The sequence below is a fragment of the Paenibacillus harenae genome (genome assembly GCF_030812415.1).
GTDB lineage: Bacteria > Bacillota > Bacilli > Paenibacillales > Paenibacillaceae > Pristimantibacillus > Pristimantibacillus harenae_A.
This window is the reverse complement of record NZ_JAUSST010000001.1, coordinates 106,430-129,225: the sequence shown is the minus strand read 5'-3', so window position 1 is coordinate 129,225 and position 22,796 is coordinate 106,430. Positions and strand designations below refer to the sequence as shown.

Here is a 22,796-nt window from a genome sequence, read left to right as displayed (position 1 = left end):
CTCTCGCTCTGGCCGGGCTTCTCGCGCTCCGGCTCGACGATCTCCGGCGGCGTATTGCTTGGACTAAGCCATCGCGCTGCGGCGGACTTCACGTTCATTATGGCCGTTCCGATCATGGCGGGAGCGAGTTTGGTGTCGTTAGCGAAAAACTGGGAGTTCTTCACGCTCGACTACCTGCCTTACTTTATTGCAGGTTTCATCGCAGCATTCGTATTCGCCTTGATTTCGATCCGCTTCTTCCTGAAGCTGATTAACCGGATCAAGCTTGTACCATTTGCCGTATACCGCATCGTACTTGCAGCTATTATTTATATCGTCTATTTCTAAACTTGAATCGGGTTCGGCAATACGTATAAAAGTTTATCTTAATTGCGTTTGAAATGAACAAGTGGCGGTGCGGGAACGGATTCCTGCACCGCCACTTGTTCATTAGCAGCTCGGATATGGCAAAATGTCCGCAATCTCGTTGTAACCGTAGTGGAAGGTGGCGAACTGCGTTGCGTATAAATATTGGATTAAATAGATTTGCCCGCCTTGAACGCTGCATAAGATGCCCGATACGCCTTGACCGTTTCTTAGCGACACTCCGACTGGGCGGCCGCGGTAAAATAATGCTTTCTGCTCGATGGAAGCCGGAGTCGTCATCTGCAAAGGTCCAGTGCCTTGCATGAACATACTGCTCATCCTCTCTGTCATTCGCCTATCAACAGAGTATGCAGCGGAAATGGCCATGGATTATCATTTGGGCTTGCCGGCCCCAAGCTGCTGGGCGGAATAGATGCCGGAACGGCCAGAGCATAGGTAGCTGATGACGCAGCCGATAAACAGGTAAATCGCGCCTTCACCGCCGAACAGCTCGATGCCCATAATGAAGCAAGCGAGAGGGGTGTTGGCGGCTCCGCTGAATACGGATACGAAGCCGATGGCAGCCAAGAAGGGAACGGAAAGGTGCAGAACCGACGCCAGCGTACTGCCAAGCGTTGAGCCGATAACGAATAATGGCGTTACTTCGCCGCCCTGGAAGCCCGCGCCAAGCGTAACGGCCGTAAATAGGGTCTTCCATAGAAAATCGAGCGGAGACGCTGCCTCCTCGAACGATTGCTGCATAAGCGGAATGCCAAGTCCGATATACGTTCTTGAGCCTATGAGATAAACCATTCCAATAATGGCGAATCCGCCTATGAAGCTTCGAAGAGCCGCATGCTTGAACAGCTTGCCTAACCATGCTTTCATGGCATGTGTAAGTTTAATGAAAGTTAATGCCATTAATCCAAACAAAATGGAGGCAAACACGACTTTTAAGAATACCATCGGTTGTACGGCAGGCACATCGCCCATGGCATAATGGACATGGGTAACCCCCCAAGCGGTCGTTGCTAGATGACCGACATAGCTTGCGATAAAACAAGGAAGCAGCGCCTCATAGCTGAGCAATCCGATGGCAAGCACTTCAAGCCCGAAGATTGTACCCGAAAGTGGCGTGCCAAAGATTGAACCGAAGCCGGCGCCGATCCCGCAGATCAAGATGATTTTACGGTCTGGCGCTTTAAGCCGAAACCAACTGCCAACCCATTCGGACATGCTGCCGCCCATCTGCACAGCCGTACCTTCCCGGCCGGCGGAGCCGCCGAACAGATGCGTCGTCCAAGTTCCGAGCAAGACGAGCGGAGCCATGCGCAGCGGAACGACACCGTCGCCTCGATGGATTTGTTCCAAAATGAGATTATTGCCTTTGCCCGCCTCGCCGCCGTATTTCATGTACAAATAGCTAATCAAGGCGCCTCCAAACGGTAGCAGCCACAATAACCAACCATGCGTTATTCTTGAATGCGTTACAACATCTAATCCATATAGAAATACGGCAGAGGCCGAACCGGCAAGCACACCGACAATGCCTGCAATAATGGTCCATTTAAGTACATAAACGGCTATACGAAATGGGGTATAACGATCAATCGCGCGATGTAAGGCTGAATGAAGTTTTGCTCGTATTGAGGACAATGGTATATGCTCCTAGCATCAATAATGGTGAGAAACTGTACATTCTGTCAGCTATCTGCTATTATACACCGACATGTCCAAATCGAATATGGTATAGTTAGAACAAGCCTCTGCTAAGGCTGATGGATAGCCAGAGGACATGATACAGAATAACGGCTAGATAGATGGCGAAAGTAACCGATATGGAGACGTGAAGCCTTTTATAAGGTTTCAAGCGAGGATAGAGAAGAAGCAGCAGCAAAGGCAGCAGCAGCTTAATGCCGTAGTAACTGAAGCGGTCCGTTTCGTAGATATACCTGATGAACGGGTTCAACTCTTCGATAAGCCGGAGACGCAGGCCTATGTCGGTAAACACGGCGTCGGCAAAGCTGCATACGAGCAGTCCGATGAACATGAAGCGTGTCGTTTTTCGTGCAAAACCGCTCATAAGTCGTACCTCCTTGCAACAAAATCAGCATACCACTATATTATATCGTCCACATGCATCGACTTCCATCCCTAGGCGGAGTGTGAGAAGATCGGCATTTGGTATAACAACAACTATATAAGCAGCTATTGGAGATATGTGCGAGTGAATAATTATCCTTTCGAATTCGACCCTAAAGAGTCTTACATTCAACAGGCAAGCGATTGGATTGCCGATGTATTCTACGAGAAGCTTCCGGAAGCGGGCTTCGAGGTGCGCGATGAGCAAATTTACATGGCGTTTCAGCTGGAGAGAGCCTATGCCGACAAAAAAACGATTTTCGCCGAAGCCGGCGTAGGCACGGGCAAAACGCTTGTTTATTTGTTATATGCGCTCAGTTATGCGCGTTATACGAGAAAACCGGCGATAATCGCCTGCGCCGACGAGTCGCTTATCGAGCAGTTGCTCAAGCCGGAAGGCGATATTGCCAAGCTTTCGCGCCATCTCGGCCTAACTATCGATGCCAGAATGGCAAAATCGCAGGATCAATACTTATGCCTCAATAAGCTCGACGATGCTAGAGCGGAGTTCGACGGCGACGCCGAGCTGTACGACGACATATTCCGCAAGCTGCCTTCGTTTGTCTATAAACCGGTAACGCTGCAATCGTTCTCCCCCTATGGCAATCGCAAAGAGTACCCGGAGCTTAGCGATCCGCAGTGGGGGAAAGTCGGCTGGGACGTGTTCCAGGATTGTCTCGTCTGCGATAGAAGGCATCGCTGCGGCCAGACGCTGTCGCGCGACGACTATCGGAAAGCGGCGGATCTGATCATATGTTCGCATGACTTCTATATGGAACATATATGGACATACGAAGCGCGTAAACGCGAAGGCCAGCTGCCATTGCTCCCCGCGCATAGTTCGGTTGTCTTCGACGAAGGACATTTGCTGGAGACGGCTGCCCAGAAGGCGCTAACGTACAAGCTGAACCACCATGTATTCGAGAGCATCATTACAAGGCTGCTGCAGGACGACATTAGAGAGTCTTTAGCCTATGCGATAGAGAACGCACTAGCGCAGAGCGAGCATCTGTTCTCCTTGATCGAACAAAATAGCCGCACCGTACTCGCATCGGATCGCAAACAGATCATTTGGAAGGCCGAGCTGCTGCAGGAAGTGAATCGGTTCCAGGATATGATGTCCGAGATTGAAGAGGAGCTCGTATTCGAAAGCGGCTTGTTCACCATTGACGAGTATCAGTTGAAGATCGTAGAGGAGCATATCGAAATGCTCCAATTCGCCTTGTCGCTGTTCAAGAGACAGGAGCAGCCGATTAGCTGGGTAACGAAGGATAAGGAAGGCATCTCGCTCGTCATAATGCCGAAGTGGGTAAAGGAAGTGCTGAAGGAGCAAGTGTTCGGTCTTAACATGCCGATCGTGTTCTCGTCAGCGACGCTGTCGGTGGACGGATCTTTCGCTTATATGATGCAGAGCTTAGGAATCGAGGCGCCGTTATCCTTTACCGTGCCGTCGCCCTATGATTACGCGCAGCAAATGGAAGTATTCATACAGGCAGACAATACGGAGCTTGATCCGGAGAGCAAAGTAAAACAAACGCTGCGCAGGTTAGGCGAGGCAAAGGGCGGTTCGTTGATTTTGTTCCCATCGATCGAACAGCTTGAGCTGTTCAAAATTTCGGTACAAAAAGACGAGCATGGCAGCGCCGATTATTCGTTCCTATACGAAGGTTCGGCCGAGATCAGCCATCTGATCGCCCAATTCCAGCAGCAAACCGATAGCATCCTATGCGCGGTGACGCTTTGGGAAGGGCTCGATATTCCAGGCGCATCGTTGTCGCAAGTCATCATCTGGGATCTGCCGTTCCCGCCGCATGATCCGGTATTCGATGCGAAGCGGGAGGATGCGCTGAATCCGTTCGACGAAGTCGATATGCCCTATATGCTGCTCCGATTAAGGCAAGGAATCGGACGTCTGATACGTTCCCGAGAGGACAGCGGTTCGATCGTGATCTTCGGCGCACAATTAAATGACCGTAACGTACGAGAGCAGATTAACAATGTGATGCCAAACGACGTCACGCTGCATACGTTCTAGAAGAAGAGAGGGGAGTGATCCCTTCTCTTTTTTTTGTCTTATTCCCTTCAATCGTTTCTGTTCGGGTTTATTTCGCGCCGTGAATGGAGAAAATGCTCTTTATCCCTCTAAAAGACGGAGCGGGAGTGTGCCTTATGAATGTTCAAGCATGGATAAGCTATATTCCAGAGTGGAAAGTTATTTTTCAAGCTTTTATCGTTTTAGCCGTTCCGGTGGCCATTTCCAGATTATTTGATTCGTTCCGAAAAGCATAGAAAGAGTGGTCCCCATGTACGGAAGCTTATCATCGAATTTGCAAAAGGTTAGAGCGATTACAGCGCGCCATTCGGACGTGAATATACGCGAGTTTTCGATTGCCGGCAGTAGTGTCGGCGCCGCCATTATTTATGCGGACGGGTTGGCGGACAAAGATATGATAGATCAACATATTTTGAAAGTGTTGATGAACGATGTCGGCGAAGAGACGATCACATGTTCGATATTAACGAATAAAGTGTTAACGGTAAGCCAGATTACAATAACCCATGAAATAGAAGAAATCATACGGAAGGTGCTCACCGGCCAAACGGCGCTGCTCGTAGACGGCATGTCCGAAATGCTGATTATCGGAACGATGTTGAGCAAGTCGCGCAGCATTGAAGAACCGATCTCGGAGGCGTTAGTAAGAGGACCGCGAACAGGTTTCAATGAAACGTTATCGGATAATACGGCATTGTTGCGAAGACATGGGGAAAACGCAAGCCTATCCATGATCGCGATGAAAGTTGGCAAACGGGCAAGCAAAGATTTGATTATCGCATACATGGAGGATATTGCCGATTCGGACATCGTAGAAGAGGTAAAGCGGCGAGTTTCTAAGATCGATATAGACAACCTGCCTGAATCGGGGTATGTGGAGCAGTTGATCGAGGATAACTTCCTTAGCCCGTTCCCGCAAGTGCAAAGCACGGAGCGGCCGGATCGCGTCATAGCGGCATTAATGGAAGGACGGGTCGCGATCTTGCTTGACGGAACGCCCTTCGCGCTTATTGTGCCCGTTACCTTCAGCATGCTGCTCCAATCGCCTGAGGACTATTACGAACGCTGGATGTCTGGCAGCTTGTTAAGGGTTCTCCGTTTTGCCGCGGCTCTTATTTCTCTGTTAACGCCGTCTCTTTACATTTCTTTCATTTCTTTTCACCCAGGACTCATTCCGACGAAGCTTGCCGTATCGATCATGGCGACAAGAGTCGGCGTCCCTTTCTCCTCGCTTGTGGAAGCGTTGATTATGGAAATAGCGATCGAAATATTACGCGAAGCTGGCCTGCGCCTGCCTAAACCGATCGGACCCGCGATGGGTATCGTCGGAGGCTTAATCATTGGAGAAGCGGCTGTTCAAGCAGGAATTGTAAGTCCCATCCTCGTTATCGTCGTTGCCGTAACGGCTATTTCTTCCTTTACAATTCCACAATACAGCGTAGGCATAGCACTACGGATGCTTCGTTTTATCGCCATGTTTTGCGCGGCGGCTTTCGGATTATATGGCGTAATTTTGTTTTTTCTTATGCTGTGCGTCCATGTGGTCAAGCTTAAGAGCTTTGGAGTGCCGTATGCCAGTCCGGCAGTCCCTTACCGGTTAAACGATTGGAAAGACTTCATTCTGCGCATGCCGTTAACGATGATGAAGCGACGTCCGAAAATGCTAAAAACAAAGGACAAGGTACGTAAAGGTTGACAGACGGGAGGCCGCAACGAATGGCATATCAGGCTAAGGATCGCATTACAAGCATCCAAACAGCTGTAATCCTAGCCAATACGATGCTTGGCGCAGGTATATTAACGCTTCCAAGAACTGTCGCGGAAAAAACGGGAACGCCGGACGGTTGGATTTCCGTTATAATAGGCGGCTTTCTTGCTATAGCTGCAGGTCTTATTATGGTCATGCTGTCCAAACCGTTTCGAGGTAAAACATTTTACGAATACATAGGCCAAATTACGGGCAAATGGCTCGGCTCTCTTATTTCGCTTATCGTTGTCGGTTATTTCTGTCTGATCGCTTCATTCGAGATTAGAGTGCTTGCAGAGGTTGCTGATTTTTTCTTGTTGGAAGGTACGCCTTCTTGGGCGATCATTATGGTCTTTATGTGGGTAAGTCTCTATTTGGTTACTGGCGGAATAAACGCTATAGCACGTTTATTTGAAATTATTTTGCCCATTACAATCTTTGTGTTCGTCATCGTAACCTTCTTCGGCATTACGTTGTTTGATGTGGACAACCTTAGACCTGTACTAGGGCAGGGGGTTATGCCGGTTCTCAATGGCGTGAAGACCACCGCCATAACGTTTACGGGATTCGAAGCGATATTGATCATTATTGCTTTCATGCATCGTCCGGAAAAAGCATCGAAAGCCGTTATCGTTGGCACTTCCATACCCTTAATGATTTATATCATTACGGTTGTGATGGTCATAGGCTCATTATCCGTGGACGGCGTTGTAACGAGAACCTGGCCAACGCTCGATTTAGTAAGAAGCGTCGAAATCGAAGGACTCATATTTGAACGTTTTGAATCGTTTCTGCTCGTTATTTGGATCATGCAAATTTATTCGACCTTTACGATGACGTATTATGCGGCTTCACTCGGTTTGTCGCAAATGTCGAAGCGTAATCTGAACGGGTTCCTTTATGGGCTGCTTCCAGTCGTATTTCTAATGGCCAATATACCTAAAAACTTAGCCGGCGTTTTCCGAATGGGAGATTTTATCGGCAATTTGAGTTTGTATTTATTCGGCGCAATGCCGCTGCTATTGTTAGCGATATCCAAGCTAAGGGGGCATAAGGGTGAAGGCATTAGCCGTAAATAAAAGCAGGCTCTTTCTTATGCTCATTTCTGCTGCCATCCTTTTCTTGCAGACGGGATGTTGGAGCAAGGACGAGATCGAGGATCTATCGATCTACATCGGCATGGCGCTGGATATCGGCGAGCAGTCGAAGGTAGAGAAGGAGCTTGAAAAGCAAGGAGCAGGTTATGCGAGAAAAAAGACAATGACGTTTACCATTCAAATCATTAATGAATTGAAAGGCGGAAAGGGAGAGAAAACGCCTGCGGCCGAGCAAAAAGCCTATATCAATGTGTCTGAAACGGGAGACTCGATCTTTGAAATGATACGAGAGTTTTCTACGCGGATGGAACGGCCCGTTATCGGACATCACCTGAAAGTAATCGTTGTTAATGAGAAGCTTGCAAGGCGAAAGCGTATGGATCAATTGCTTGATTTTTTCCTGAGAGACAATGATATTAGGCCCAGCGCCGTTGTGTTCATTAGCAAAAGCAAAGCCAGCCATACCTTGGAGACCCAGAGCAGCACGGTCGTTCCTGCTTTTCGTTTATTAGGCATTACGGATAATCAATATCGCTCTTTGAAAATCATGTCTCCCGTCACTTTGGCGAAGCTTGAAGGTAAAATGCATGCCGGGATGAGCTATGTGCTGCAAAACGTCGTTTCAGCAAAGGGAGAAGTGGCGTTTTCGGGTGCTGCCGTTATTAAAGGAAGCAGCCAGAAACTTATCGGTTTTCTTAACGAGAAAGAGCTGGTCGGCTTAATGCTGTTATCCGGACAAGGAAAGGGCGGACAAATTAAAGCCTACCACGAAGAAAGAGGTGAAGTGATTTCATACGAAATTAAAAAATTGGAAAGTAAAATAAACGCGATCGTCAAAAACGGCAAAGTCACTTTTGAGGTAGAGATCGAAACGACCGGAAGAGTCATGGAGGAATGGACCCCGTCCGAGCTCGAGATCAATGAGGCTTTTACGAAACAGACAGAAGCGGCGGTCAAGGAAGAAATAGAGAAGCTCGTTCTATCTACTCTGGCTAAGCTGCAAGATAAGTATAAAACGGATGTTGCTGGTTTCGGTCAACGCCTCCGTATTCAGCATCCGAAGGTATGGGAGCCGATGAAGAAGGATTGGGATGAGGAGTTCAGCCAAATACCGGTTACGATCCATATCAAATCGAAAATTACTGAATATGGCGCTACAAGCCGACGTTAAACAGGGCTATAAAATTGCGTGAAATACATATTTCATGCAATTTGCATTCTAAGCTCTCTTTTCGTTATGATAAGAGCAGTAATAGAGCTTGTTTGAGTGCGAAAATACGTTATTTGGCGGAGGTTAGCCTGAACTTGGTACATACGCAGCATGAGCTACTCGATAGTTATAGAGACGAATTGGATTTATTCTCGATCTGGATGAAAAATAAAGGGATGACGAAAGCGACGCAGCGCGCTTACTTGAGCGACACGATGCATTTCCTTCATGCAGCATATCCGGCCGAGGTGAAGAAGCTGACGAAGATGGATGTGATGAGGTTCATGTCGGCTTGCCGGGAAAAGGGAGCGGGAGACGAAGCGCGGAATAGAAAGCTATCCGCCCTGCGTGCGTTCTTCAAAGCGCTCATCGAATTGGAGCAGCTCGAGGCCAATCCGGCCGCGCTCATCGCCAAGTCCAAGCAGGAGAAAAACAAAATTCCTTCCTATCTCGAGGAGGACGAGCTGGAAGCGTTCATTCATATGCTCGGTGGCAAGCATTACGGTCGCAATCTATGCATCGTGCTGTTGATGGCGTATGCCGGCTTGCGGGTGGGCGAGGTACATCGAATGAATGTGCATGACTTTCAAGCGGACGGGTCTATCCATATACTCGGCAAAGGACGCAAATGGCGAGTTATTCCGCTGCCGAAGCAGATTCAAGCGGTTCTCCGTCAAGCGATCGAGGAGAGGGTAGGAGCGAAGCAGGGCAAGGAACAGCCGATGTTCGTCTCTCAATTCGGCAGGCGATTGTCGATCCGGATGATTCAGACGGTAGCGGACGATGCGTTCAAGCGGCTCAAGGCGGATATGCCTTCGCTGGCTCCTAAGCGGATGTCCAGCCATAAGCTGCGGCATTCATTTGCAACGATGCAGATTCGCAGCGGCACCGATATTCGTACGCTTCAGGAGCTGTTAGGTCATGCGAGCATCGAAACGACGCAAATCTATACGCATATCGATAATAAGCAGCTCCAGAACGCTATGAACAATATCGCAGCAAAAATTTATGTTCCTGTTCAAAAATATACATAACTATAATTATGTAAACTTAATAGCGTTAAATAATTACCGGAGCAAACGCGTCGTTCCTTAGTATTGTGCGCCCAGCATGGACGCTCGGGTCGAATATTGATCGTATAAGCTGAACCTAAAGAGGAGCCGCATGCCTGCGGCTCCTCTTTGTTACATAAGCATCTTCCGAACCAATTGGGTCCGGCTGCTGACATCCTGCTTCTCGAAGATCGATTTCAAATGTTTCTTCACCGTTACTTCGCTCAAATACAAGCGGGAGGCGATCTCCGCATTGGTCAGCCCCTCGAGCACCAGAGCGGCTACATCCTTCTCCCTGGCGGTCAAGCCACGAAGCTCCGAAACCCCGCTTTCGTCTCCGCGGACAGGGGAAGCATCTGAACCAGTGTCTTCCGATTCCTCGAGCGGAAGTTCGATACGAAGGCCCGAGCGCTTCACCAGCTTCCGGATATAAGCATGAAGCTGCTCGCCCTGTGTATCCCGAACGAAGACGGGCGTCGGTGTAATGCCGTCGTGATTCGTATGGACAGCATGATCGGCCGTATCGAAGCCTAGGCTCTCATGAGCCGCCTGGAAGAACGGATGAGGAGGGGGCGTTCGCAGCAAAAACTCGCCGGTAAACATCAAACCGTGGAGAAAGTGGCCAATACCCGTATGCTGGGCTACATTCTCGTAATCGTCTTGATCGATTGTATCGATAAACCAGCCCGCGCGGGTATGCTCCGGCACGGCGAACCGCTCAAGCTCTTCTTCGGTAAGGCCGGAGAAATAGGAACGGGAGCACGGATGCTCCATCAAATACGGCATCGTCTTCCGGTTGATGGGAACCAACGCGATGAGTACCGATATTTTTCCCTCATCGTTCCGCATGACCCGGAGCACGTCGTATTCGAGCGAGAATAACCGGTCCATATTGAACCACTTCAGGGAATGAAGATTCTGCTCTACAGTCAACGGAAAGTCGAAACGGCGGTTTGTCGCAGCATCGAACAGCTTAATCGTCTGCGGCGCAGCCGTTTCCCGCCGGTACTGTACATAGCGCTCCAGTTCGGCGCGGTGGCTCAGGCCGACGGGCTCGAACGGCCGAGGCGTAGGATCGAACCAATTCATAAAGGCGCGGATCAATGCGTCCCCGGCATAATACGTAAGCTCCAGCGCTTCGTGATTGCGCACATCTCGCGGCGAACGCTTAAATCCTTCGTAGGCGTGCAGGATGGCGCGGGTTTGAAGCCGGTCATACAGCTGGGGCGACCGCAGACGCAATTCTTGAATTACAGCTTCGCGCATCAAAGCGTGAACCGTCCAGCCGCTGTCCGTTCTCCGAACGAAAGAGAAGCGGATGAGCTGGTAAAATTCCGGGGAAGTCACTTCCTTTTCCATCATAAAAGAAAGCGTATCTTGATTGAAATAACGCAGGACGGAGGCCGCTTCGACAAGCGGGCGCATATGCTCGCCCGGAATTTCCCGCAGCCACTGGCTTACAATGAACGGCAGGCTGTCCGTCTCTTCCGCGCTCCGTTCTTCGCCTGCGTGCGGTTCTTGGTTCTCCCAGAAAAACGCAAGCAGAGAAAGCGTTAAAGGATGTCCCTTGGACCTGCGCCAAATGTCCCGGACTAACGACGGATCGGATATTTGGCAGTAGCGGGCGTATCGTTCGACCGCTTCATACGGAAGATGATCCAGGTAAATTCTCGCGATATGCGACCGCCAGACAGGCGAGAGAATCCACCCTTCGGAGAGGGCGTGACGCCCGGCCGTGACGATCAGCACATTTTCGTGAAGCCGCTTGAGAAAATATTCGCGCAGCCAATGATCGAGCGCTTCCATCGTTTCGTAATTGTCCAGGAACAGCACCAGCCGTTCGGACGCCGACTTTTCGTTCAGCGTGCGGATACTTCTCTCCAATAAAGAAGAAGCATCCAGGCCCTCGTCGTCAGGCTCCAAGCTTCTTAAGGAGCGCAACATATGTAAGCAAAAAGCATCCGGAGAACGCCAAAATCCTTCGCTGTCCATTGCAATCGAGGCGATTCCCCTTAATCTGACCTGCCGTTGCAGCTCGTCGAGCAGACAACTCTTCCCCACACCGGCCGTTCCGAAGAGGTGGATCAGCCTCTTGGTTCGCCGCTCGTCCTCAAGCATGCCGATAAAGGCATTAATTTCAGCGGAGCGTCCGACCATCAGCCGGCTTTCAAGCTCCTCCATCCTGAATTGCATCATCCGTTCACCCTCTTATTCCATATCACTTCATCAAAAAAAGTACACTTCCATATTATACACGCTCATATATCGTTTTGAGCACCTGACTTTTACAAAAGGGTATCCTTTCGGATGTATCCTTTCGGGTAATATCGCGGCGACAAAGGCGATGGTAGGATATGAACAGGCGAGATGCTGCTTGAAAGGATGAAGAAGCATGGCGAAGGTTAGCCGATTGGAACACATAACACTGTACGCTCATGATGTGCGCAGGCTGACAGCCTTCTATGAAGCGGCTCTCGAGCTTAAGGGGGCGGAGGCGCCCGTCGAGGACGGGACAGCCGGGCTCGCCATCGATCCTTCCTCGGGGCGGCACGAGCTCATCATCATGAACAATCTGCATCATATGCACTTGGCTTTCAGCGCAGATACGTTGGATGACTTCAAGGCTATATGGCGCAGATTGAAGGAGCTGGGCGTTTTCACCCAGGGGCCGTATTGGCAGCAGGAAGGACCGACGTTTTCTTTTTTCGATCCGGAAGGGAATCATGTGCAAATCATTTGGCCCGTAAGGGCGGAATGGCCGGCTGGCGGTATGGTTACGTTCGAACAATTGGAGGAATGGGCGGACCGAACCTGAACCTGAACCCGAACCCGAACCGACTCAGACGAAAATGCCAAGCCGACTCGCATGAATTTCCGGCAAAGCTTCACGCAAAATTTATCTAATGAAATGGAGAGGTAATCATTATGTCTAAAGGTACTTACGGAAGCAATACTTCGATTGGAGGTATGCAGACGAATGCGTTCGCCGCGACGTTAAAGGCTGGCTCATTCACTGCAGCTCCGCAGATGGTAAACGACAGGCTGAGTTATCATAAAGCTTTGCTCGAGTCGAAAGGTATAACGTCATTATCCGGTCTAGGCATGCTGCGGATTAGCGGCCAAATCGTTCCCCAGCAGGGCGTGACGAAGCCGGGAGCAAGAATCATCAGCGGAGGCACGATGGTGCAGTCCACGACCCGCATCGTCTCCAGTCAGAAAGGAACACCGTCGGTAGAGACCTACAGCGGAAAGGCAGATATTCTCACGGCGATTCCGTTCACAAGCAAGGACAAAGCTTTTCTGTCGTTGCCCTCTCTAACGGCTGCCGGATCCGATATCTTTGTCGATTCGGCTTACTGGGCCGCATCTGAGGTGTATCTCGTAAGCGGAACAAACATCGTCCTTAAATATCCGCAGCGCAATCTCATTATTATCGCGGAAAAGCTGACGGTCGAAGAGAACGTCACGATTAGTTGGGAGCGTCCTTACCGTACTGCTCCTCCGCAAAAAAACCCGGCACCGCGTACGCCGGATGAGGCACCGATGTCCACGACGCTGGTCGGGATCCCGGGGACTCCCGGAGAGCCAGGCTGGACGGGGGACCGCGGATATGACGGCGCCCGAGCACCGGAACTTGAAGTATGGGTGCTCGAGATGACGGGGAGGCCGCGATTTGATCTTCGCGGGCAGGACGGCACGCAAGGCGGGCAAGGACAAAATGGCGGCAACGGCGGCAAAGGCGGCAGAGGCAAGCCTGCCGTGCTGGACTGGGCGGGCTTCTGCAAGGCGGGTGCGGGTGCCGGCGGCAACGGCGGCAACGGCGGCAGAGGCGGTAATGGCGGTGCCGGCGGCAATGGCGGAAGTGGAGGCCGACTGAGCCTATATGCGCCTCAGCCTGTTTTACAGCAGTATGCAGCGGGTTTCGAAATCCGTATCGAAGGAGGCAGTGCAGGTATCGGCGGAGCTGCGGGCTACCCTGGTATCGGCGGAGAAGGAGGAGCCGTAGGAGCCTCGAAGGGATCTTGCGGTCCGGGACCCCGGAGGGCTGGTCAGTATGGATCGACGGGAGCATATGGCATGACAGGACCAAACGGTCAGCCAGGAGGCGTCCTGCCTAATCCGATCGGCTTCTTCTCCATCAACGCAGACGATTTCAGAAGAAAAATGCTGGAGCCTGCGATCAACCGTGTGACCTCGCTTTATGTCAAAAGCGGCGAAAGGGTGACAGTATACGGATTACGCTTCACGATGAGCGATATCGTGGTGATAGACGGTATTGAGGCCGCTACGACGGTCGTAAGCGATACAGAGCTGCAGTTTACGGTACCCCAGCTGTTCGGCGGCTCGCGTATGTTCCAGGTCCGTCAAACGGATTCGACGTTGTCAAATCTCGCTTCTGTTTATGTTCTGCCTCAGATTATGGATATCGGGCAGGAAGGGATGGAAGAAAGGAAGCCGAATGAGCTGCTGCGCGTCAAGCCGGGCATGAAGGTTACCTTGAAGGGAAGCGGCTTCGCGGAAGGAACGCTCGTGCTCGTCAACGATCACGAAATGCCGGATGTCCGTCTTATAAGCTCGAATCAAATCGAATTTACGATGGTTCGCCCTTCCGATACGGTGAAGAACGCATCTGGCGAACAAGTCGCCTTGAAGGTTCGTTTCGCGGACGGCACGCTGTCCAATACATTCCAATTGGAGCTCGAAACGTACCATATGCTGGTGATCGGCGATTCGGTCAGCTGGGGCCAAGGGATGCAGGAGCACGAGAAATTCTACTCGCTCGTTGGCGCGGCGATTCAGGCCAAGAATGGCAATATCAAGCAGTATACGAGTGTTTTGGCGCATTCGGGAGCGACGATCGGAATCGGCGATCAAAAAACCGTCGATCCTGTGGACGGCGAGGTGCCGACGTCTTATCCGACGATCTGGCAGCAGTGCGACCTGTTCACCGGCAGTAAGGATAAAGTCGATTTGGTTTTGATGGACGGCGGGATGAACGACGTTGACGTCACAACCATTCTGAATCCGTTCAGTCCGGCGAATCTGGATGAGCTGCTGGAGACGCATCTTAATCAAAGCATGTATAAACTACTGGAGAAAGTTACGAAAGATTATTCTAAGGCTAAAGTCATCGTTACAGGATATTATGCGCCGATTTCCCGCAAGAGCGATCTGGCGGCCGTCGAGGCGCTGCTGATCGCCCTCGGCATCCTCGTGGGAGGAGCCGGCGGAGGAGCGGCTGGAGGCGTGTTCGGACTTGCCGAATTCGAAGCGATTTGCAACCGCTGCGAGAAGCTGGAGCGAGAATCCAAGATATACCTGCAGCAGGCTATTAACAAAAGAAACAGTGAGCTGAGTGAATCTCGTATCTTCTTCGCCGATCCTAACTTCGGCCCCGACCACGCGGCGCTTACCGACGATCCGTACCTGTTCGGGGTTAACTTGGACCTATCGCCGCAGGATTTCATAGCGAGCGACCGGCTGGTGTCCTGCACGAAAGCAGGTTGTACCGGTCTGGATATGGAAAAATGCAAACGCGCCTCGATGGGCCATCCGAATCCGAAGGGCGCGCAAGCTTACGCAAACGCTATTATTCCGCTGTTATAATTCAATTTTACAAACAAAACCCGAAAGTGGAGCGTCGGCTATGAGCCGGCGCTCCTTTTGCTGCCGGTTAGGATGTCCGAGTTAACGTGATGAAAATGTGAAAGATCATTATGAAAAATTTGATGGGATAATATGACTACGATCAGAATCGATATGAGGGTATATATTTCCGTCCCGGTTTGGGAACATTAAATATTGCTGCATATTTATACGGGAGGCGAAAAGCATGCGGAATATCGAAATCAGGCCTAATCTTAAAACAACCGGAGGAGAGTTCAGCGATATCATGGTGGGCGGGCGGTTTGCCGGTACCTTGGCATTGGTTTACCGCGAAGGAGACCGCATTACGGGATCCGTCCAACTGGAAAAGGATTCATTAAAGCCTGCCGACAAACAAAGCGTCGAATCATATCTGAAGGATTATATTCAATTTTTCATCCACGCAGTCCGTGCTGAGACATGTGACGTTGTGATGACGTTCAGCCATTACGACCATATTGTTACTACGGATGAGGTTGATTATGAAGAGATAACGGAAGAGTTTGAACCCCGAGACAGGCATGATTACAGCGAGCGTCAACACGGCTTCTTTTCCGAAGAGAATGAGGGTTCAACGGAGGATTGGGAATCAGCCGAGTATGAGTTGGTAATTGTAAACAAAAAGCGGAATCGAATTGTATATCATATTTACGACTATAAAAGAAAATGGATTGCTGAAGCTCTACTTAGTATTGATCATGCGGACATTTCAGGCGACGTACGTTGGATTTTCGAGCCCGATGATGACGAAGTCCAAAATATTACCGAGCTGCTAGTGACGGATTTTGATGAAGATACGGTTGATACATTCATGATTAACCATAAATTTGACGGGGAACTATTGGAGACCGTGGAATTGACCCATGAAGATCTATTGGATAACGAGATAGAGGTTCCGAAGGAACAGGATTACAGCATTGTTTTAGCCCGTGATGACGGTGATGTTTTAACGTACGAGATTTACCAACAAAATTCCAGAAAGATGCCGATCGGTACTGCTACAGTAAACATTCAGCATCGCCGGTTAACCGGCTTTATTGATTTCCGTAACCGTTCCAACGTCAATGACGCTGAAGTCATTTCGTCCCGGCTGATGCAGGAACTTGACAAAGAAAAGGACTACAGCGGTTTAAACCTCTCTCTGATGTACAAAAACGAATTGGTGGACGAGCTTATTTTTGATAACGAACCCATACATTGATTAATGGCGAAAGCGTGTCTTCTTTATGGCCACAAAATATGCCGCGCGATTCCAAATGATATAAAAACGGCTGCCGACACTCGTCGACAGCCGTTTTTATTTTATTGAGCCGAATTGCGCAATGGTCTTGGCTGCCTTGAAGAAGAAATCTCGCAGCAACGTGCGGTAGACCGCCAATTAATGAATATACGACTCAACGATTCGCCTTACCCGCTCCAGCCCTTTCCACATATCGCCCGGTCCGTCGTAGATAAGCACATAAGCGCCGTCAAAGCCGGCTCCGGCCGCAGCCTCGAGGTAACGAACGAAGGGGAGCTCGTTCGGTATGCCTGCCTCGTCGAAATCCGCTTTCGCATGAATCGACACGCTTCGAGGCGTCGTCCTCGCAATCTCCTCAGCTACCGCAGCACCCTTATAATTGCCGAAGTCGGTAATGAATCCGACTTGCTCGCCGGCTAAATCCAATAGCCGTTCGCTTGTTAGAGCGGTCGAAGTAAGCGGCTTGAAATTTTCCGTTACAACGCGAACGCCCCTCGGAGCGCTATAAGCCGCGAGTGAAGAGAGCGCCTCCGCCGAAAGGCTAATCGCTTGTTCGTTATCTGGCGACGCTTCTCCGGCTACGATACGAATCTGCTTCGCGCCGCACTCGGACGCGATATCGATCCATTCGCGCATCAGCTGTTGATCCGCCGAGCGACGGACTTCATCCTCGGAGGTGAGATCGCCGTAATCAAGCAGCAGCGTGTCAAAGGATAGTCCAGCCGCTTGAAAAGCGTCTCTTAATCGGTGCAAATAAGCGAGGCTCGTGTCCGGAAAGTGAAAATGGCATACTTCAATCGCTTGATAGCCGCGTTCGGCTGCAATTGCCGGCAGCTCCAGCAGCGTATGCTCTTGCGGCTGCATCTGCTCGTGAATGATATGCTGCCCTTGCTCGGCATCCCATGCCGTCCACCTAAGGGGACCGAGCAATCGATGCAAACTCCAAGTGCTTACCGATAAATAGGACATAATCAACCGCCTCACTCTAGTCATTTCATTAACGTTGAATCTAGCATACCACTCGACGCGGCAGAATTAATGTAGCGAATTTGGCTTTTTTATATGCTGCTTTTCTCGCTGCATCATTTAGCCGCTATTTTGGGCCTCATGGCCGCTGCTACGCCAATAATCTTATTATCTAGAATCATACAATTTTCAAAAAGAGCTGGAGGAATGGTGGCGATAGTATTGTATCTATCTGAATTGGACCAAGAAGTTATTTCTAAAAAGTTGATAAATGACATTCTGTTTAAAAATATTAGCGATGACGGAAAGCCGTGCGATTGCATCTTTGTTCCTGCAAGTCGCACAGGTAATAAGTTCCGCACGCCAGGGGCCGTAAAGCAATATTTTTTAGGCCGTTCGTCAAAAATCCTGTTTTCAGGTGGATATAACGGTGAGTTTTTTGAATCGGCACCGATGAAGAAAACGGCATTAGAGAGAGGTGTTCCCGAGAAAGACATAATCGCGGAGACTAAATCGACTAATACGAAGGAAAATGTAATTGAATCATTGCTTGTATTGGATCATTACATCGGATTATTGAACATAAATCGTATAATGATTTGTACAGCTTTTTACCACATGCGCAGGTGTCATTTAACGCTTCAAAAGTATGCACCTCCATGGATTGAATATAGTTTTCATCCTGTTCTAGACAGAACAACCCGACCTGATAACTGGTGGAAATATAAAAATGGCAGTAAGCGTGTCCATAATGAAATAAAAGGATTGATCCATTACGTTTGGATTATAAGATCGAATAAGTGACGGTCAGCCCGGGAATGCGCATAAGCTCTCACCTTATCGAACGTTACTTGAATGTTTCATCGTTTGACGATAATGGGAAGGCGACGCGCCTTTTCGTTTTTTGAACATTTTCGAAAAGAGGAGCGGATCTTGATAGCCGACGGAATGGGCAATTTCCGATACAGTCAGTTCGGGATTGCGCATCAGCTCGCATGCTTTATCCATCCGGAGCTGCAGCAGATAAGCTTGCGGCGATTGCAGGCCAAGCTCCTTGAACAAGGCGGATAAGTAAATACGGTCAATGCCGATCCAGCTCGCCAGTTCCGTGATGCTAAGCTTGTTCGAATAGTTGGCCTTCATATACTCGGTTGCTTTCCTCACGTATAGCTCCTTCGCTCTTGGAGCAGGCTGCCGCATAATCGGAGCAAGAAGCTCCTCCAGCCAGCTCGCCACGATAAGGTAGAGCAGGCTATGGATCACAAGAACGCCGTTGCGGTTCATCGCATGAGCAGCCTGCAACTGATCGAGCCAAGGATCGTACCATGCTGAATCGGATAGCTCGAAGACCGGGGCTTCTCTCGTCAGATGCACCTGCTCAAGCAATGACTCGATGCAATCGCCGTGGAAGGCTAGCCAGGAATGCGTCCACGGATCGGTTTCATCGGCCTTCATGCAGAGCAGCATATGCGGATATACGACAAACCCTTGGCCCTTATGGAGATGATGCAGCTTGCCGTTAAGGAAGTAAGTACCGCATCCTTCGTGCACGAATACGAGCTTGTAGCTGTCCTTCACGCCAGGTCCCCACGTATAGCCGGGATAACATGCCTCTTTGCCGCTATAGAAATATGTCAGGTCATATCGTTCATTCATTCGTTATCAGCTCCGGGGCCGTATTGGGTTACTTGTTTTAGGTAACTTGCATTATACCATATTAAACTTTCTTGTCGACATTCCAATCGCCTTTCTTTCTAAGTATACTTTGAAGCGTAACGGAAATCATCGTTTTCATTATTGCATGAGAAATAAATGGATACGATCAATAACGAGGAGCTGGAATAATGACATACAAAGCAAGCAAAGACCGCTATTCGGAGATGGAATACAAGCGGAGCGGCAGAAGCGGCATTAAACTGCCTGCATTGTCGCTTGGCTTATGGCAGAATTTCGGCGGCAATCAGCCGCTGGAGAACTCGAGAGCAATGGTAACGCGCGCATTCGATCTGGGCATCACTCACTTCGACCTCGCGAACAATTACGGTCCGCCGGCAGGTTCAGCCGAAGAGACGTTCGGCAGCATTTATAAGAAGGATCTTGTGCCTTACCGCGATGAAATGCTGATCTCCACGAAAGCCGGCTATTATATGTGGGAAGGTCCTTACGGGGAATGGGGTTCGCGCAAAAACCTGCTGGCAAGCCTCGACCGAAGCTTGCAGCGGATGGGGCTCGACTACGTCGATATTTTTTACTCGCATCGTCCCGATCCGGAAACGCCGCTCGAGGAAACGATGGGCGCGCTCGATTATGCCGTGAGATCCGGCAAAGCGCTATATGTCGGCTTGTCCAACTACAACGCGGAGCAGACACAGCAGGCGATCGATATTTTGAAGCGGCTTGGCACGCCATGCCTTATCCATCAGCCGAACTATTCGATGCTTAACCGCTGGATCGAGGATGGCTTGCAGCATATTTTGCAAGATGAGGGTGTAGGTTCGATTGCATATTGTCCGCTAGGCAGAGGCCAACTGACTAACAAATACGTAGACAGAATCGAGCTTGAATCCAAATCGCCGGAAGCGAGCAGCCTTAAACCAGCCGCGTTGACGCCAGAGCGCGTGCAGAAGTTCCGCGCGCTTGAGCAGTTCGCAGCCGGTCGCGGACAGACGTTATCTCAGCTTGCGCTGAATTGGGCGCTGCGCGAAGGCGGCGTTACATCTGCGCTGATCGGCGTTAGCCGCGTCAGTCAAATCGAGGAGAACGTGAAGGCGCTCGCTCATGCGCCGTTAACGGCTGACGAGCTTGCCGAGATCGACCGCATTATGCACAATATCGGAGATGTGCCTTGGTAATATAGAAAAAATAGAGGGCAGCTATTCAGCTCGTACGATCACGTCTATGACCGTATGAGGCTTAGCTGCCTTTTTTTGCGATTTCAATAAAAGCCTGCGCTTGCTGAGACAACGTCTCGCCCTCGCGATAATAAATAGCGATCGGATTAACGGCATGAATGCCGCTAACGTTTACAAATGATACATCTCCGCGATCCACATCCTCGCGAACTTCCGATGCCGAGGCGAATAGAAGTCCCACTCCGGCCTTGACCGCCCTAACCGCTTCGTTCATTCCGTTCCATTCTACCGCGGCACGGGGAGGGGCGAGACGAGCCGTCCGGCAAAGCGCGAGCAGCATCTCTCGCGTTCGGCTGCCTTCCTCGCGCATAATGAACGGCTCCCGAAGAACCTCGGCCAGCGTCGTTTCCCTCTTATTAGCAAGCGCATGGCCCTTAGGCGCAACGAACCACATCTGATCTTCGAAGAGCAAGCTGCGGACGATTCCCGGTGCAGGCTCAATACCGCCGCCGATGATGGCGAGATCGGCTTCATAATGGGCGAGCCGAAACATCGCATCTTGAGCATTCGCGGTTTGAAGCAGTACCTGCACGCCTTCACGCCCCCTCTTGTAGACGGCAATCCAGCGCGGCAGCAGGAAGTTGGCGGGCAAGTAGGTAGCTGCGATACGAAGCTTGCCGGTTAATCCCGACTTGAAATCGATTATTTCTCGTTCGATCTCACTTTCCAGCGCGAATAGACGGCCAGCTTGATCGGCGACAAACTGTCCCGCTTCCGTAAGCATGATGCCTCTGCCTTTGGGCAGCAGAAGGGGCATTCCGATCTCTTTCTCCAGATTCCGAATTTGAACGGTGACAGCAGGCTGGCTAATATGCAGCAGTTCCGCAGCGCGAGTGACGCTGCCTTCCTGGGCAGCCGTATGGAATAGCTTGAGCGCATGTAGATTCAACAGGAATGACCTCCTCTTAGATTTGCATAAATTTTTTTTATGATAAGTGAAATTATATGTATTATATTTATCAATCATTATCGATTATTGTAAGCCTCAAGCGAAGAAGCTGCAAGCCGATCTTCATCAAGCAATAGGAGGCGTTAGTTATGAAGCTATGTTGCACGGAATGCTCGAAAAGTTGGGATTTGTATAAACCTCGGACAAGATGCAGCTGCGGAGGATTATTGCAGATTGAACAAGATTTGGCGCGGCTCGACGGCGAATATTTGAAGACGCTCTTTCACGAGCGGCTATCGGACCGTATGTCGGCGCTTGCCGGAGGTGTATGGCGATATAAGGAGCTCATTCATCCCGAGCTGCCATTGGAGCAGATCGTAACGAAATACGAGGGGAATACCGGCCTATATCGTTCAACGACAGGGGCAGTATACGCAGGTGCAAGAGGCGTATGGCTGAAGGCATTAAGCGAGAATCCAAGCGGCTCGTTCAAAGATAACGGGATGACGGCTGCGGTATCGCATGGCAGGTGGCTGGGCATGAACCGCTTCGCGTGCTCGTCAACCGGCAACACGTCGGCATCGCTGGCGATGTATGCGGCGATAGCCGGAGGCGAAGCGTATGTCTACTTGCCGGAGGAAGGCGTTGCCGCAAGCAAAATAAGACAGACCATAGCTTACGGCGGCAAGCTTGTTCGCTTTAAGGGCACGTACGATGACGGCCTCGCTTATTTGGAGCAGCATGCCGAGGAGCTTGGGATGTACGTGTGCAACTCCGTCAACCCGCTCCGCATCGAAGGCCAGAAGAGCATCGTGTTCGAGATTGCGCAATATATGAACTGGGAGCTGCCGGATTGGATCGTTCTGCCGGGCGGCGCGCTTAGCAATACGGCTGCCTTAGGCAAAGGGCTGGAGGAACTGAAGACACTGGGACTTATTCAGAAGGTGCCGCGCGTGGCGGTCGTGCAAGCGGAAGGCGCAAGCCCGTTCCACCGGATGGTCGAGCAGCGCGCCGAATCGCTCGTTGCTTGCGAGAAGCCGAAGACGGAAGCAAGCGCTTTGAACATCGGCAATCCGCCAAGCTGGCGCAAGGCGCTTAGAACGTTAGCCTTTACGGATGGCGTCACGGTTTCGGTGACGGATGAGCAAATATTCGCAGCCAAGGCAGTCATTGACCGGTCGGGTATCGGCTGCGAGCCCGCTTCCGCCGCTTCGCTCGCCGGATTAAAGCAGCTAACGGCAAGCGGCATCGTTGACCGGGAGGAGACGGCCGTCTGTCTCTTGACCGGCAACCTGCTCAAAGACTTAGATGCCTTGCAGCGATATGAACAGGAAGTGTTTGCCGAACATTTGTTTGGGTAGTCGCGCAATGGCATAACTTTGAAATGAGCCTGCATATAAATGAGAGGACCCGGACGGTCGTAACCGTTCGGGTTATTGCGTTGCGGCAGGAAACGGGCCCGCTTTTGTGGAAGTAAAGAGAAATCCAATCAGACAA

At 50.6% G+C, this 22,796-nt stretch carries 18 protein-coding genes and 1 pseudogene; 12 read left to right on the top strand and 7 right to left on the bottom strand.

Going from position 1 to position 22,796, the window contains the following annotated elements; translation table 11 throughout:
• Positions 1-327: pseudogene (locus J2T14_RS00550) on the top strand (undecaprenyl-diphosphate phosphatase); the annotation flags it as partial.
• 102 nt (positions 328-429) lie between these two features.
• Here J2T14_RS00550 and J2T14_RS00545 read toward each other — a convergent pair.
• From J2T14_RS00545 to J2T14_RS00535, 3 genes are all read right to left on the bottom strand, one after another.
• Positions 430-675, bottom strand: coding sequence for a hypothetical protein (locus J2T14_RS00545; RefSeq protein WP_307466715.1), 246 nt, complete (start codon positions 673-675; stop codon positions 430-432).
• Positions 676-738: 63 nt separating this feature from the next.
• On the bottom strand, positions 739-1,776 hold the full coding sequence (locus tag J2T14_RS00540) for a voltage-gated chloride channel family protein (protein ID WP_307466713.1): 1,038 nt from the start codon (positions 1,774-1,776) through the stop codon (positions 739-741).
• Positions 1,777-2,098: 322 nt separating this feature from the next.
• Complete coding sequence (locus tag J2T14_RS00535) at positions 2,099-2,428, bottom strand: DUF5658 family protein (RefSeq protein WP_307201178.1); 330 nt, start codon at positions 2,426-2,428, stop codon at positions 2,099-2,101.
• Positions 2,429-2,572: 144 nt separating this feature from the next.
• Between J2T14_RS00535 and J2T14_RS00530 the strand changes: the two genes are divergently transcribed.
• The 5 genes from J2T14_RS00530 to J2T14_RS00510 all read left to right on the top strand — a co-directional run bounded on the left by J2T14_RS00530 (position 2,573) and on the right by J2T14_RS00510 (position 9,628).
• The gene (locus J2T14_RS00530) at positions 2,573-4,522 is read left to right on the top strand and encodes an ATP-dependent DNA helicase (protein WP_307466711.1); all 1,950 of its coding nucleotides are present in this window, start codon (positions 2,573-2,575) and stop codon (positions 4,520-4,522) included.
• Between the two features lie 250 nt (positions 4,523-4,772).
• Positions 4,773-6,236 (top strand): spore germination protein, encoded by a 1,464-nt coding sequence (locus J2T14_RS00525; RefSeq protein ID WP_373458099.1) that lies wholly within the window; start codon positions 4,773-4,775, stop codon positions 6,234-6,236.
• A gap of 20 nt (positions 6,237-6,256) precedes the next feature.
• A complete protein-coding gene (locus J2T14_RS00520) occupies positions 6,257-7,366 on the top strand; it encodes a spore germination protein (protein ID WP_307466708.1) in 1,110 nt (369 codons plus the stop codon).
• Entirely contained in the window at positions 7,344-8,555 is a 1,212-nt protein-coding gene (locus J2T14_RS00515; protein ID WP_307466705.1) for a Ger(x)C family spore germination protein, read from the top strand. The genes J2T14_RS00520 and J2T14_RS00515 overlap by 23 nt, the downstream gene beginning before the upstream one ends.
• Positions 8,556-8,689: 134 nt before the next feature.
• Positions 8,690-9,628: a tyrosine-type recombinase/integrase gene (locus J2T14_RS00510; protein ID WP_307466702.1), complete on the top strand. Its 939-nt coding sequence runs from the start codon at positions 8,690-8,692 to the stop codon at positions 9,626-9,628.
• Between the two features lie 150 nt (positions 9,629-9,778).
• On the opposite strand, the gene J2T14_RS00505 is transcribed toward J2T14_RS00510, so the two are convergent.
• Complete coding sequence (locus J2T14_RS00505) at positions 9,779-11,842, bottom strand: helix-turn-helix transcriptional regulator (protein WP_307466700.1); 2,064 nt, start codon at positions 11,840-11,842, stop codon at positions 9,779-9,781.
• A gap of 196 nt (positions 11,843-12,038) precedes the next feature.
• Between J2T14_RS00505 and J2T14_RS00500 the strand changes: the two genes are divergently transcribed.
• The 3 genes from J2T14_RS00500 (at position 12,039) to J2T14_RS00490 (ending at position 16,493) form a co-directional block, all read left to right on the top strand.
• Entirely contained in the window at positions 12,039-12,461 is a 423-nt protein-coding gene (locus tag J2T14_RS00500) for a VOC family protein (RefSeq protein WP_307201167.1), read from the top strand.
• Positions 12,462-12,571: 110 nt separating this feature from the next.
• Entirely contained in the window at positions 12,572-15,253 is a 2,682-nt protein-coding gene (locus J2T14_RS00495; protein ID WP_307466697.1) for an IPT/TIG domain-containing protein, read from the top strand.
• Between the two features lie 226 nt (positions 15,254-15,479).
• On the top strand, positions 15,480-16,493 hold the full coding sequence (locus J2T14_RS00490) for a hypothetical protein (protein WP_307466694.1): 1,014 nt from the start codon (positions 15,480-15,482) through the stop codon (positions 16,491-16,493).
• A 177-nt stretch (positions 16,494-16,670) separates the two neighbouring features.
• On the opposite strand, the gene J2T14_RS00485 is transcribed toward J2T14_RS00490, so the two are convergent.
• Positions 16,671-17,501 carry a sugar phosphate isomerase/epimerase family protein gene (locus J2T14_RS00485; protein WP_307466691.1) on the bottom strand — a complete coding sequence of 277 codons (831 nt, stop codon included), beginning with the start codon at positions 17,499-17,501 and terminating at the stop codon, positions 16,671-16,673.
• Positions 17,502-17,705: 204 nt separating this feature from the next.
• Between J2T14_RS00485 and J2T14_RS00480 the strand changes: the two genes are divergently transcribed.
• On the top strand, positions 17,706-18,302 hold the full coding sequence (locus J2T14_RS00480) for a YdcF family protein (protein ID WP_307466687.1): 597 nt from the start codon (positions 17,706-17,708) through the stop codon (positions 18,300-18,302).
• 33 nt (positions 18,303-18,335) lie between these two features.
• Here the strand turns inward: J2T14_RS00480 and J2T14_RS00475 are convergent, their stop codons facing one another.
• A complete protein-coding gene (locus tag J2T14_RS00475; RefSeq protein ID WP_307466685.1) occupies positions 18,336-19,154 on the bottom strand; it encodes an AraC family transcriptional regulator in 819 nt (272 codons plus the stop codon).
• Positions 19,155-19,342: 188 nt separating this feature from the next.
• Between J2T14_RS00475 and J2T14_RS00470 the strand changes: the two genes are divergently transcribed.
• Positions 19,343-20,350: an aldo/keto reductase gene (locus tag J2T14_RS00470; protein ID WP_307466682.1), complete on the top strand. Its 1,008-nt coding sequence runs from the start codon at positions 19,343-19,345 to the stop codon at positions 20,348-20,350.
• A gap of 61 nt (positions 20,351-20,411) precedes the next feature.
• Here the strand turns inward: J2T14_RS00470 and J2T14_RS00465 are convergent, their stop codons facing one another.
• Positions 20,412-21,299 carry a LysR family transcriptional regulator gene (locus J2T14_RS00465; RefSeq protein WP_307466680.1) on the bottom strand — a complete coding sequence of 296 codons (888 nt, stop codon included), beginning with the start codon at positions 21,297-21,299 and terminating at the stop codon, positions 20,412-20,414.
• 149 nt (positions 21,300-21,448) lie between these two features.
• On the opposite strand from J2T14_RS00465, the gene thrC reads away from it, so the two are divergent.
• Positions 21,449-22,660 (top strand): threonine synthase, encoded by a 1,212-nt coding sequence (thrC, locus tag J2T14_RS00460; RefSeq protein WP_373458086.1) that lies wholly within the window; start codon positions 21,449-21,451, stop codon positions 22,658-22,660.
• Positions 22,661-22,796 lie beyond the last annotated feature (136 nt).